The organism is Roseobacter fucihabitans (assembly GCF_014337925.2).
GTDB classification, from domain to species: Bacteria; Pseudomonadota; Alphaproteobacteria; order Rhodobacterales; family Rhodobacteraceae; genus Roseobacter; species Roseobacter fucihabitans.
On the sequence record NZ_CP143423.1, the window covers coordinates 1576605 to 1589218 of the forward strand.

The window sequence follows — 12614 nt, forward strand, 5'->3', positions numbered from 1 at the left end:
GTGGATTTCCGCCTGATCGAATGCCCACAGGCCCCGGAGTAGAGAAAGGTGACTGTGGTTTCCCGATCTGGAAGGGGCCGCGCCGTCCCTAGGGTTCATCCGGCACCAGTCCGGGTTTTTGCGGCGGGGTGATGGCATCCTGCGCGGCCGCCGACACGGCCCTGCGCTCGCCTTCGCTCAGATACTCATCCCCGGCGATTTCGACCTTCACGTTGCGCTCGGCCATGCGTATGCCATTTGCCTCAAAGGCATCGCGCACTTTCTGATAGGCGTCGCGCCGCACCAGCCATTGCTCTCCCGGACGGGTCATGAATTTGACGCCGACCACCATGTTGAACTCCTCCATCCGTCGCACGCCCTGTGATTTCAGCGTATCCAGGATCGCATCGCCGTAATGCTCATTGGCCTTAAGCTCCGCGCCGACCTTCTTGATCAGTTTCTTGACCAATTGCAGGTCAGTATCAAAGGGGACCCGGAATTCGAGTTTCATGATCACCCAGTCGCGCGAATAATTGGTCATGGATTTCAATTCGCCAAAGGGCAGGGTGTGCACGGCCCCGCGGTGATGGCGGATTTGCAGCGAGCGGATCGAGATTTTCTCCACCGTCCCGCGCAGCTGGTCTATCTCGACATATTCCCCGACGCGAAAGGCATCATCGATCAGGAAGAAAATACCCGATACCACATCCTTGACCAGCGATTGCGCGCCAAAGCCGATGGCAATGCCCAAGACGCTGGCACCGGCGAGGATCGGCGCGATATTCACGCCCATCGAATAGAGCACTGACATCATTACCATGCTCAAAAGCGTCACCAGCAAGACCACGCGCAGCAGCGGCAGCAGTGTCGCCATGCGCGCCTCCGGGCCGGGGGCCTGTCCGTCCTCGGGCGGAACATAGGCGGCGAGGCGGCGGTCAATTGAGGTCTTGCCCCAGGTCCAGACCAGATCCGCAATCAACACCGCAGCGGCACTGTCGATCAGTACGGAGAAGACCCGCTGCACGATGCTGGGCTTGTCGGGGTCCTCGAAAATGCCCGCGTTCCAGATCAGCGCCAGGGTCAGCCCCAGCGTCACAAAGACACCAAACCGGATCAGCCGTTGCGCCAGGGGGCGGTAGGTTTCATAGGGATCATCCGGAGGCTCGACCGGCTCCACGGGCTCGGCGTCTTCTTGCGTCTCCACTGTGGCGGTATCTTGCGGCGGGTGTTGCGGATCCGTGCGGTGCCTGAAATCAGCGATGGCGCGATCGAAGGTCATATCGGTCCAGCCGCGCAGGAGTTGCAGGGCAGGGATGGCCAGCCCGATCGCCGCAAATGTCCACATCAGGGAGCGTGTGTCAAAGAGCCAGCTCACAAAGACAAGCGCGCTGAGCACGCCCAGATAGCTGCGCCAGCGCGTCAGCGTGCGCGTCGGCAGAGTTTGGCAGTGTTTTTTGGCCTGGGCAAAACAGACGCCAATGGTGATCAGCCCCGCCCCCAGCAAAAGCGTCGCAAAAAGCACGGCTATGGCCAGTGTTTCCGGCGATCCCGGCGGGGTGAGTTGCGCAAAAACGTCAATGAAGGACATGGCGAAAATGAACACCCCAGAGAAGATCATCAGCGCATATCCGATCACGCGCGCCATATGGTTGCCCACCGGCACAAGGCGTAGTTGGGCCACGCGGGGGGCCAGAAACAGCTTGATCAGGGCGTTGGTCAGGCGCACCAGCACAATGGCGATCAGCGTGGCCGTGATCAGCGTCGAGAGCAACGGTGGCCAGCTCAGCGCGGAAAATGCGCCGATACTGCCGACCGCAAACAGGCTCAACCCTGCAAGCGTCAGCGCCGTGCGGGTCAGGGCGGCGGCGAGGCGTTCTCTGGGGCGCGTGAAATAGCCAAATTCGATCCGCCGCCGCAATGGGGCGACGTATTGGCGAAACAGCCATTCCAGACCCGCCCCAACAAACAGAAAGATCAGCGCAAATGTCAGGCTGCGCACGCGCCTTTCCGGGGTCATTTGCGCGCGCCATTGCGCGGCCAGCACATCGGGCGCGCGATCAAAATTGGCCCATGCCGCAGCCAGATCATCCACCCGCCCGCGCGTGCGTTGCATGGCCTCGGTCACCTGCTCGCGCAGGGTGGTGGCGTCCTGATTGGTTGTGTCATCGGCATCCTGCGCCTGTTCTGCGATCCAGTTCTGAATGCGCTCATCCGCCAGAAGCCGCGTGAATTCATGCAGATCATTTGGAGACGGCGCGGCAATCTGCACGCTCTCTTGGGCGGTAGCGTTCTGCGCCGTTGCCAGGGTTAAGGCGAGGATGACCCCCCTTGCGATATGTTTGAGCCGCATCATGTTTGCGCCTGTTTCATGTCTGGAGGGGGTATCGGATGCGCGTGCTCTGACTCCTCGAACGTAAAATCCGCAGGATATACCGGCTCGACGCTCAGATGCCCTCCCGCCGGCGTCAATTGACACGCCAGACGCATATCTTCTGTCGCCCCGATGCGGCGCAGGGTCTTGATCTCCAGCGCCGTTGGCTCTGGAAGGGGATATTCGAAACCCGTCACCCGTACTGCGCAGGTGCCACAACGCCCGCGCCCTTCACACAGGCTGGCGTGGGGCTGGTGATGCGCCCTGAAACTGTCCAGCACACTCAATTGCGATGTGCTGGCCAGCGCCGGGGCATTTCCGCGCCGGATCACAACGACCTGGCTCGATTGGACGCGCACCCTGACTTCGCGTGCGATTAAGGTCAGTGCGGCGAGGGCGATGGACCACCAGATAATGCCGTTTGTGATCCGTTTTACCTGCTCGTAGGGCAACCTGATTGGTTCTGTGCGGGCCGGTTGCGGGATGGAGGTGCTGGCAGCGGGTTCTGTCTCGTAATACCCGGATGGCGCGGCTTGGCTCTGAACCTCGATGAGGACTTGACGCCCGACCTCTGCATAGCCGGTCAGAGCCATGACGGGGACGGCAACGGCCAGCGGATAAAGCCAGCCCAGCACATTGCGCATGTCGCTTTTGGAGCGCAACCAGGTGATCAGCCCCGCGCATCCGTGGATCCAGACCACAGAGAGCAAGATGACCTGCAAAAGTCCGATTTCGGGGCGGTCCACCCAGAAGAACTTGAGCGCGATGGCATAGTCGAATGGTATCCCGTTGAGCTTGAGCGACATAACACCGACGACATGCGTGGCCAGCAACGGCACGACACAAATCCCTGACAGCAATTGTACCAAATCCTGCGGGTTTGTGCGCAGGGTCGGGCGGCGATAGATCGCCCAGAGCCCGATCAGGAAATGCACCACCAACGCCGTGAGCAACAGGCTGCCCATGACCGGGTTCGACCAGATCCCCGTCAGGAACGGTTTGGCCTTGTTCATAGCGTCGCCTGAAAACACGCCAAGGCTGAGGTTCAGCAGATGCGCGGTGACGAACGCCAGCATGAACAAGCCGGAATACACCCGCGCCGTGCGGATGATGAGCCCTGATCTATTCGCGCCCGCCCGTGCCATATATGTGTTCTCCTTGAGAGCGGGTGGGGCCCCGAGAAGGGTCGGCCACCCTGATTGGGATCATGCGGCGAAACTCTCGGGACTCTGCGCGCGCATTGCAACCCCGCGCGTGATCATTTGGGGTGTCCCGGCCCGTTGCAGGGCACCCGAATGCGGCGCGGCGATATCATCCAGCCGCAGTATGGCATCTGTGAAGGTTCTGAGGATGACACATTGGTTTGGAAGCCCGCTAGCGATCAAAGTGTCGCGGCGTTTATGGCGCACCCTGTGGAGCACACCGGATAGGGGCCCGCCGTGGGTCTTGATGCAGTGTTTTAACTCTAAGAGGTTGCAAGATGGCTCTATGCAGAAGATTGTCACGAACAGATTCGATCCCCCTGACCGACCCCCCTGATGCGGATCAGATCAGGCAGATGACAAGCGAAGGAAGCACAATGAGCAAGATCTATTCCACGGCGTCTTTGGCCCTTGAGGGGGTGCTGGAGGACGGCATGTTGATTGCCGCCGGGGGCTTTGGGCTCTGCGGTATTCCGGAGTTGTTGCTCGGCGCGATCCGGGATGCGGGCACGCGCGATCTGACCTTTGCCTCCAACAATGCGGGCGTGGATGATTTTGGCATCGGCATCTTGCTCCAGAGCAAACAGGTCCGCAAAATGATCTCCTCCTATGTCGGGGAAAACGCTGAATTCATGCGACAATATCTGAGTGGAGAGCTGGAATTGGAGTTCAACCCGCAAGGCACATTGGCCGAACGCATGCGCGCAGGCGGCGCGGGTATTCCGGGGTTTTACACCAAAACCGGCGTTGGCACGGTGATCGCCGAAGGTAAGGAACATAAGGATTTCGACGGTCAAACCTACATCCTGGAGCGCGGGATCGTGGCGGATCTGGCCATCGTGAAGGCCTGGAAGGCCGATGACACCGGCAATCTGGTGTTTCGCAAAACGGCGCGTAATTTCAACCCCCCGGCGGCGATGTGCGGGCGCATCTGCGTGGCGGAGGTCGAGGAGATCGTGCCGCGCGGGTCGCTGGAACCGGATATGATCCATCTGCCCGGCATCTACGTGCACCGCATCGTGCAGGGCACCCACGAAAAACGCATCGAACAACGTACCACCCGCAAGCAGGAGACCGCATAATGCCCTGGGACCGCAACCAAATGGCCGAACGCGCCGCACAAGAGCTGAACGACGGGATGTATGTGAACCTCGGGATCGGCATCCCGACGCTGGTGGCCAATTACGTGGGCGACAAAGACATCACGCTGCAAAGTGAAAACGGCATGCTGGGCATGGGTCCGTTTCCGTTTGAGGGCGAAGAAGACCCCGATCTGATCAACGCCGGCAAGCAGACGATCACTGAACTAGGGCGTACGTCCTATTTCGACAGCGCCACCAGTTTCGGTATGATCCGCGGTGGCAAGATCGCGGCGGCCATTCTGGGCGCGATGGAGGTTGCCGAGAACGGGGACCTGGCCAATTGGATGATACCGGGCAAGCTGGTCAAGGGCATGGGCGGCGCGATGGATTTGGTGGCGGGCGTGGGCCGCGTGATCGTGGTGATGGATCACACCTCCAAACATGGCGACAGCAAGCTGCTCAAGGCCTGCACCCTGCCATTGACCGGCAAGGCGGTGGTGGACCGGATCATCACGAACCTCGGTGTTTTGGATGTGGTGGCGGGCGGCTTGCGCATTGTGGAATGTGCTGAGGGCGTCAGCGAGGAAGAGCTGCGCGCGGCAACCGACGCCACGATTGTTTGACCCCTTCGTTGACGCCTTGTTCTTGGGATCGCCTGGGATAGGCTGACCTGTCTCTTTGACGAAACCCATTTGTGTGCCTGGTCGCGGAGCTGCGTCGGGTGTGCTCATGGCAACGGGTGAACGGCTTTAGCCTAAAACGGCCTGAACCGCGTCTTTGGTCGCGGCCACGATCTTATCCGCCTCGCTTTGCGTCAGGCAGAAAGGCGGCGCGAAACCGACGATATCGCCCTGTGGCATGGCGCGCGCAATGATACCGTTTTGAAGCATCTGTGCCACCACCTGTACGTTGATTTTACGGGCGGGATCGAAGAAGGCCCGCGCGTCACGATCTTCGACAAACTCCACGGCGCACAACAAGCCGGCACCGCGAATATCACCAACATGCGGATGTGTGCCAAGCGCGTCTTGTAGTGCCGCCAGAAGATAGGCCCCCATCTTCTCGGCATTCGCCACCAGCCCAAGCTTGTCGATCAGATTAAGGTTTGCCACGCCCGCCGCCGCCCCGATGGGATGCGCGGAATAGGTCCAGCCGTGACCAAAAGCTCCGTTTTCATCGGTACCTTGCTCCAGAACCTTCCACATCTTATCCGACACGATGGAGCCCGAAAGTGGCGCATAAGCAGAGGTCAACCCCTTGGCGATGGTCATCAAATCCGGCTCCAGCCCGTAATAATCCGACCCAAAAGGCGTGCCGAGCCTGCCAAATCCTGTCACCACCTCATCCACGATCAGCAGGATATCATGCTTGCGCAGCACGGCCTGGATCGCGTCCCAATACCCCGCTGGCGGTGGCACGATGCCCCCGGTGCCCAGCACAGGCTCGCCGATGAAGGCCGCGATCGTATCGGCCCCTTCGCGTGCGATCAGCGCTTCCAGTTCCGCCGCGCAATGGGCGGTAAATGCCGCCTCGTCCATGTCCAGATCGGCGCGGTGATAGTAATAAGGCGCTTGCGTGTGTAGGACGTGCGAGAGGGGCAGGTCGAATTTCTTGTGGAACAAATCCAGTCCGGTCAGCGATCCGGTCATCAGCCCGGAGCCGTGATATCCACGCCAGCGCGAGATGATCTTTTTCTTTTGCGGACGGTTCAGGATGTTGTTGTAATACCAGACCAATTTGATGTTGGTTTCATTCGCATCCGATCCCGAAAGCCCGAAATACACCTTGGACATATTGGCAGGAGCGCGCTCGATTACCATTTTCGCAAGCGTCACCGAGGCCTCCGTGCCATGCCCGGCGTAGGCGTGGTAATAGGCCAGTTCACGCGCCTGATCGGCGATGGCATCGGTGATCTCTGACTGCCCATAGCCCGCGTTCACGCAATAGAGCCCCGCAAAAGCATCCAGCAGGCGCGTCCCGTCGCGGTCCTCAATGTAGACGCCGGAACCTGTCGTGATGATGCGCGTCGGCGTCTCGCCGCGCGCATGTTGGGCAAGGTGGGTCGAGGCATGAAAGAAATTCTCGCGGTCCCATTCGGCAAGCTGGTCGTTTCTGAGCATCGGTTTTCCTTTGGTCGTGGAGATCATTCAGGGCGAGTGTTCTACAGAGAGCACGGTAAGGCAATCACCTGCCTGAATAAGGCCGGGATGATGGCGCGCGGTGACGATGCCGTCCATCTGGGCTGGCACGACCAATGGTGCGTGATTGAGGTGATGAATACCCCAGATACGGGCCAGGGTGTCACCTTCCGTCACCTTGTCGCCCAAATGGACGTGAAACTCGATAAGGCCCGCGTCCTGGGCGAAATGGAAACATGCGCCGTCCGGTTGTGACAGGTGGCGCGTCGGGGCCAGGTCAAGCTCTTCAGCCAAGATGCCCGCGTGGATCAGCAGGTTGCGCACGCCCTTGCGCGCGATGGCGGTGGTATCGGGCGTCGCCGTCCCGCCACCGCCCAATTCCGTGGTCACGAAAATTTTACCAAGCCCTTCGGCGGCATCATCATACATGCCCAGCGAGTCGATTTCGCGCATTTCCAGGCTGAACGGTGCGTTGAAAGCATCGCGCGCGGCGCGGCACTGTGCTTCCTGTGCCTTGTCTTCCAGCACATGCGAGGCCGCAAAAGGCAGGAAATCCAGCGTTTTGCCGCCTGAATGAAAATCAAGCACGATGTCGGCCATGGGCAGCAGAATGCGCTGGAAATAATCCGCGATCTTCTGTGTGGGCGTGCCGTCGGGTCGGCCCGGAAACATCCGGTTCATATTGCCCTGATCCAGCGGGGAGACGCGTGTGCCAGCGGCAAAGGCCGGCTGGTTCATGAAGGGCAGGATGATCACGCGCCCCTTGATTTCGCGCGGTTGCAGGCTTTGCGCCAAGGCGCTCAGGGCCAAAGGTCCCTCATATTCATCGCCGTGGTTGCCCCCGGTGAACAACGCCGTTGGTCCCGCACCGTTTTTGAGCACACAGATCGGGATCATGACCGAGCCCCAGGCGCTGTCGTCCCGGCTGTGGGGCAGGCGCAGATGTCCATGTTGCACGCCGTCCTGGTCAAAATCAACGGATGCGCAGATCGGGTTATCCCGCATATTCACCCTTTCACAACGAGTTCGCGCGGCGTGGTGCACAGGCACTCAGCGCCGGTTTCAGTGATAAAGATCGGTTCGGTAATTTCCAACCCGCCATCCTCCAACCAAAGCGCGGGCATGAAGTGGAAAGTCATACCGGGTTGCAGAACGGTTTTATCCCCTGTGCGAAAGGACATGGTGCGCTCGCCCCAATCGGGCGGATAAGACAGCCCAATCGCATAACCGCAACGGCTGTCCTTTTGAAATCCGAGCCGGTTGAGCGTGGCGTTGAAGGCAATGGCGATGTCTTCACATAAATTGCCGGGGCGGGCCTGCGCCAGACCGGCCTCAATCGCCTCCAAGACGGCCTGTTCTGCATCGCGGTATTTCTGTGGAGGCTTACCCAGGAAGAGCGTGCGCGATTGCGGGCATTGATACCGGCGATGCGCCCCGGCGATTTCGAAAAACGTGCTTTCCCCCGCGCGCAGCGGTTGGTCATCCCAGGTCAGATGCGGCGCGGTTGCATCCAGACCCGAGGGGGCCATGGGCACAATCGCCGGATAATCCCCCCAATGCCCCTGTGCGCCCTGCACGGAGGCGTGATAAATCTCCGCGATCAGTTCGTTTTTGGGCAGACCGGGCTCGGCGCGCTCCCGAATGACGGCATGCATCCGCTCCACGATACGCGCCGCGCGCCGCATGTAGGTGATTTCCGTCGCGGATTTGATTGCGCGTTGCCAATTCACCAGCCCCGTTGCATCCGCAAAATTGGCCATCGGGAGGCCTTGGGCCAGCGCGCCAAAGGCTGCCGCCGTGAAGTAATAATTATCCATCTCCAAACCGATCCGCGCACGCTCAAGCCCGCGCACCCCCAGCAGGGTCGATAAATCCGCCATCGGGTGTTTGTCCGGGTTCTGGACATAGCTGTCATCATACCCGTGGATGTTGTCGGGGTTCAGATAGGTGGTGCGCATCGCCCCGACCGCATCCATCGCGCGGCCCCACCATAGCGGATCGCCCGATTGTGTTATCAAAACCCCCTGATGCACGTAAAATGACCAACCGTCATACCCGCTTAGCCACGCCATATTCGAGGGGTCCGTCACAAAGAGCGCCTCAAGCCCGTCGGTTTCCATCGCCTTTCGGGTTTTCGCGAGGCGGTCATCATACTCGCTCCGCTCAAAAGATAGGGTCGCCATCCGGTTTATCCCTTCATAGGTCCGCGCCGTAATGTGCAGTCGCTGCCGGTCGCGCCGCTCTCCAGGCTCAGAGTATGATCACGCTGTGCGATCCGAGCAGAGATGTGGAATTATCCATTCTCGAACCTGTTTGGCAAGGGGCGCGCGCGCCAAACCGATATGGGCCGTCAGGGCGCAAGTCGCCGTTTGGCCTGCGGTCCAACCCCCGCCGCGCAGAGCCAAAAAATCCGCCGCTGTAAAGGGATGTGCCTAATTGGACGGAAATTGCAAAACTGGTTTTGGCCTGCCTTGGAAGGCTGGGAAAAATTCCGACGTGACGCGTTTCAACGTCGTTGCACCCCATTGAGCGATCATCTTGCCCCTCAAAAAGCGCGTTTTAGCCGATGTTCAGGGGTGTTCCATGTGATGCAGGTTGCGCCCAAGAACATTCTGTACGGCGATTTTGAACACCTGGAGCAGGGGCGAGGCGGTCTGATCAGGAGGGGTCATTAGCCCCACGGGGCCTTGGGTGATGGTGGTATCAAAGGGCAGTTCGATCAGCCTTCCTTCGGCAATGTGATGCCCGACGACGCCGCGCGACGTGATCCAGATCGCATCCGTTTGAAGCGTATAGGCCAGCCCGAAATCTGCCGATACCGCTTCGATGCGGTTGCGCAGGTGCCCGATGCCAAATCCGATCATCATGCGCTCGACCAAGGGATAAATAGCAGCACCTTTGGGTGGGTAAACCACGCGCCAGTTTTCCAGTTGCGAAACATCGGGCGTCGCCAGAGCCGGATGCTCAGGGCGTACCACGCAGGTCACGCGCTCATGATAAAGCTGGGTAAATGAAATATTTTGCAGTGTATCGGGTTGTCCCAACTGACCGATCACCAGATCCAGATCACCATGGCGCAGCCCGTCGATCAGGAACCGGTGTGGGCCATCAATAATGCTCAACACCGCATCCGGCGCCAGCCCGGCAAACTCCACGGCCACCGCTGGCATGAACCACGCGGCAACACTGGGCCACAGGCCAATGGAGAGCCGCTCTTGTCCGGCACTCGCCTGGTGTTCGAGCCCGTCGAGCCCTTGTTGCAGGCTGGCCAGTGACATTTGCGCGAAATGCACAAACAGATCGCCCTGCTTTGTCATGTGCACGCCGGACCGGCTGCGATGCATCAATCTGGTGCCCAGAATCTCCTCCAACTCCTTGAGCGTCTTGGAAATTGCGGGTTGCGTCAAACAGAGCCGGGCGGCGGCTGCTTTCAGACTGCGCTCTCTGGCGATCTCGACAAAACACTGGATGTGGCGAAATTTGATCCGACGGTCGATCACATTATTTCCAATTTGCGAAAGTAACAGGGCCAAAAACTCATTTTACTTATCCATTTGTGAAATTCAAGCTGCGCCAGGGAGAGTTTCATGAGGACACAAGTGGCGATCATCGGGGGCGGCCCGTCAGGGTTATTGCTCAGTCAACTGCTGCATCGCCGCGGGATTGATACGGTCGTGATCGAGCGCAAATCCAAGGATTATGTGCTGGGCAGAATACGCGCTGGCGTTCTGGAAACCGGGCTGGTGGATCAAATGCAACGTGCGGGTGCTGGTGCCCGCATGCTGCAAGAGGGGCTTGTGCATAAGGGGACGGTGATTTCCTATGGCGAGCGGCAGATCAACATCGACTTTGAAGCGCACACAGGCAAGCATGTGCTCGTTTACGGGCAAACCGAGGTCACGCGCGATCTATATGCTGCGCGCGAGGTCGTGAATGGGAAATTGATTTTCAACGCCGACCATGTGCAGATCTGTGACGTCGACACCGAGACCCCCTTTGTGAGCTATGTCAGTAAGGGCACAACGCATCGGCTGGAGTGTGATTTCGTGGCCGGATGCGATGGTTTTCACGGGGTCAGTAGGCAGACCATTCCCAGATCTGCGCGACGTGAATACGAGAAGGTTTACCCCTTTGGCTGGCTGGGCATTCTGGCAGAAACCCCGCCGGTCCATGATGAGATTATCTACGCCAGTTCGGAGCGTGGCTTTGCGCTCTGCTCGATGCGCAACAGACACCTCAGCCGCTATTACATCCAGTGCGATCTGTCTGACAGCGTGCAGGACTGGAGTGATGACGCCTTTTGGGAGGCTCTTAAGCGGCGTATCCCTGAGCAACATGCAGAGCGTTTGATCACGGGGCCGTCGGTGGAGAAATCCATCGCGCGGCTGCGCTCCTTCGTGAGCGAACCGATGCGTTGGGGGCGGCTTTTTCTGTGCGGCGATGCGGCTCATATCGTGCCGCCCACAGGTGCCAAAGGGTTGAACACGGCGGCCAGCGACGTGCATTACCTGTCTGAGGGTTTGATCAGATATTATGCCGACAAGGATACAAGCGGTATTGATGGCTACTCGGCACGCGCATTGGCCAGGGTGTGGAAAGCGGAACGGTTCAGTTGGTGGATGACGAGCCTGCTGCACCGCTTTCCGGATCAATCGGCGTTCGACCTGCGTATGCAGCGCGCGGAAATCGACTACCTGTCCGAGGATAAGAATGCGCAGGCAATTTTGGCCAGCAATTACGTCGGATTGCCCTACTAAAACATTTTGCATTTAATCTGCGGCATATCCGGCAGCTTTGAGGAGGTTCCGGCATTCGCTTGGATCAAACAGATCACAAATGTCGCCGAGGGCCTGGAAGAGTGCATCGAACGTTTTTAGCCCGATCGGTCTCAGATGGGCTTTGAGAAAGCCATCTCGATCATTGGCCGTCAGGGTATTGTGCAGCAATGTCCCGAGAGGTGGGGTTGAGGTCGCGGGAGTAGGGCGGCAAGAACAGGAACCAGCACGCGCTTTCTTAACGCCTGCGCTGCGCGGGGGCTTTTGTGGGTGGAAAGATTGCCCCTTGCCCGGCAGTTGATTGCAAAGCAATTAAGGAGAGGAGAGAATGGCTACCGTTCCGGGTTCCAACGCAGGTGTCGAAGGCGCGCCCGTCCAGTGCACCCGTGATCACCCACGGCGCGATCAGCGCAGCCCGGCGATGAAAGTCTGCGTACCCCGTTTTCCAAAGGGCGCGGTGCCAAGGAGGCGCTCGCCTATAGGTGCCCGTCCGCACAGCCGCGTGACATTGGTTTTTACGGCTGTCTCATCCACTGGCCGTCAGGGTATTGCGCAGCAATGTCCCCAGAAGCAATAAAGACCAGTCTGTGTGGCTCCTGGCGCATGCGCGGCTGGCGGTGGTTGATCCACCCCCGCCTTGCCCTGCGCAGGGCAGGCCGATTACGTTCCCGTGCGATAAGTCCTTTTTTCATATAAGAACCCGGCGCGTACCAAGGCGCGGTGAATTGATGAGAGGTGAACAGATACGCCAGACGTGTCTTCCAGCGCGCCGGATAGTTCATGCAATGTTATGTCTGGTTCGGCACGGATAACCCCGATTAAGAAATCCTTATACGGTGCCAGCTGGCCAAATCGGCCCACCGGCCTGCCCTGTGGTCTGGGCGTGACGTCGCGCCGCTCTCGTTTGTCCGCAGCATAACGCACCCCCGTTGCCGCACTGACACCAAAAATACGCCCTGCTGCACGACAAAAGATCCCAGCAGCAACATACCCGCAAATCCGGTGCCGAAGATCTAAAGAAAGAGGTTTGCCCATCATCCACCTCCACACTGAAAATGAAGCAGACA

The 12614-nt window shown here is 59.3% G+C and carries 9 protein-coding genes; 3 read left to right on the forward strand and 6 right to left on the reverse strand.

Features of this window, described 5'->3' with window-relative positions; translation table 11 throughout:
* Positions 1-88: 88 nt before the first annotated feature.
* Together ROLI_RS07765 and ROLI_RS07770 are read right to left on the reverse strand one after the other, a co-directional pair.
* Complete coding sequence (locus ROLI_RS07765) at positions 89-2332, reverse strand: mechanosensitive ion channel family protein (protein ID WP_187429770.1); 2244 nt, start codon at positions 2330-2332, stop codon at positions 89-91.
* Positions 2329-3495 (reverse strand): 2Fe-2S iron-sulfur cluster-binding protein, encoded by a 1167-nt coding sequence (locus tag ROLI_RS07770; RefSeq protein ID WP_187429769.1) that lies wholly within the window; start codon positions 3493-3495, stop codon positions 2329-2331. Before ROLI_RS07770 ends, ROLI_RS07765 begins: the two co-directional genes overlap by 4 nt.
* 434 nt (positions 3496-3929) lie before the next feature.
* On the opposite strand from ROLI_RS07770, the gene ROLI_RS07775 reads away from it, so the two are divergent.
* Positions 3930-4634: a CoA transferase subunit A gene (locus ROLI_RS07775; RefSeq protein ID WP_187429768.1), complete on the forward strand. Its 705-nt coding sequence runs from the start codon at positions 3930-3932 to the stop codon at positions 4632-4634.
* The gene (locus ROLI_RS07780; RefSeq protein WP_187429767.1) at positions 4634-5257 is read left to right on the forward strand and encodes a 3-oxoacid CoA-transferase subunit B; all 624 of its coding nucleotides are present in this window, start codon (positions 4634-4636) and stop codon (positions 5255-5257) included. Before ROLI_RS07775 ends, ROLI_RS07780 begins: the two co-directional genes overlap by 1 nt.
* 126 nt (positions 5258-5383) lie before the next feature.
* On the opposite strand, the gene ROLI_RS07785 is transcribed toward ROLI_RS07780, so the two are convergent.
* The 4 genes from ROLI_RS07785 to pcaQ all read right to left on the reverse strand — a co-directional run bounded on the left by ROLI_RS07785 (position 5384) and on the right by pcaQ (position 10272).
* Positions 5384-6754, reverse strand: a complete 1371-nt coding sequence (locus ROLI_RS07785; protein ID WP_187429766.1) for an aspartate aminotransferase family protein — start codon at positions 6752-6754, stop codon at positions 5384-5386.
* 27 nt (positions 6755-6781) lie between these two features.
* Positions 6782-7777: a N(2)-acetyl-L-2,4-diaminobutanoate deacetylase DoeB gene (gene doeB, locus ROLI_RS07790; RefSeq protein ID WP_187429765.1), complete on the reverse strand. Its 996-nt coding sequence runs from the start codon at positions 7775-7777 to the stop codon at positions 6782-6784.
* A gap of 2 nt (positions 7778-7779) precedes the next feature.
* Positions 7780-8955, reverse strand: coding sequence for an ectoine hydrolase DoeA (doeA, locus tag ROLI_RS07795; protein ID WP_187429764.1), 1176 nt, complete (start codon positions 8953-8955; stop codon positions 7780-7782).
* Positions 8956-9342: 387 nt separating this feature from the next.
* The gene (gene pcaQ, locus ROLI_RS07800) at positions 9343-10272 is read right to left on the reverse strand and encodes a pca operon transcription factor PcaQ (protein ID WP_187429763.1); all 930 of its coding nucleotides are present in this window, start codon (positions 10270-10272) and stop codon (positions 9343-9345) included.
* Positions 10273-10359: 87 nt separating this feature from the next.
* Here pcaQ and pobA point away from each other — a divergent pair, with 87 nt between their 5' ends.
* Positions 10360-11529: a 4-hydroxybenzoate 3-monooxygenase gene (gene pobA, locus ROLI_RS07805; RefSeq protein ID WP_338469250.1), complete on the forward strand. Its 1170-nt coding sequence runs from the start codon at positions 10360-10362 to the stop codon at positions 11527-11529.
* Positions 11530-12614 lie beyond the last annotated feature (1085 nt).

Excerpts from the sequence above, each read along its gene's own strand:
- ROLI_RS07765 (WP_187429770.1), bottom strand. The coding sequence starts at position 2,332 with ATGATGCGGCTCAAACATATCGCAAGGGGGGTCATCCTCGCCTTAACC.
- ROLI_RS07770 (WP_187429769.1), bottom strand. The coding sequence starts at position 3,495 with ATGGCACGGGCGGGCGCGAATAGATCAGGGCTCATCATCCGCACGGCG.
- ROLI_RS07775 (WP_187429768.1), top strand. The coding sequence starts at position 3,930 with ATGAGCAAGATCTATTCCACGGCGTCTTTGGCCCTTGAGGGGGTGCTG.
- ROLI_RS07780 (WP_187429767.1), top strand. The coding sequence starts at position 4,634 with ATGCCCTGGGACCGCAACCAAATGGCCGAACGCGCCGCACAAGAGCTG.
- ROLI_RS07785 (WP_187429766.1), bottom strand. The coding sequence starts at position 6,754 with ATGCTCAGAAACGACCAGCTTGCCGAATGGGACCGCGAGAATTTCTTT.
- doeB (WP_187429765.1), bottom strand. The coding sequence starts at position 7,777 with ATGCGGGATAACCCGATCTGCGCATCCGTTGATTTTGACCAGGACGGC.
- doeA (WP_187429764.1), bottom strand. The coding sequence starts at position 8,955 with ATGGCGACCCTATCTTTTGAGCGGAGCGAGTATGATGACCGCCTCGCG.
- pobA (WP_338469250.1), top strand. The coding sequence starts at position 10,360 with ATGAGGACACAAGTGGCGATCATCGGGGGCGGCCCGTCAGGGTTATTG.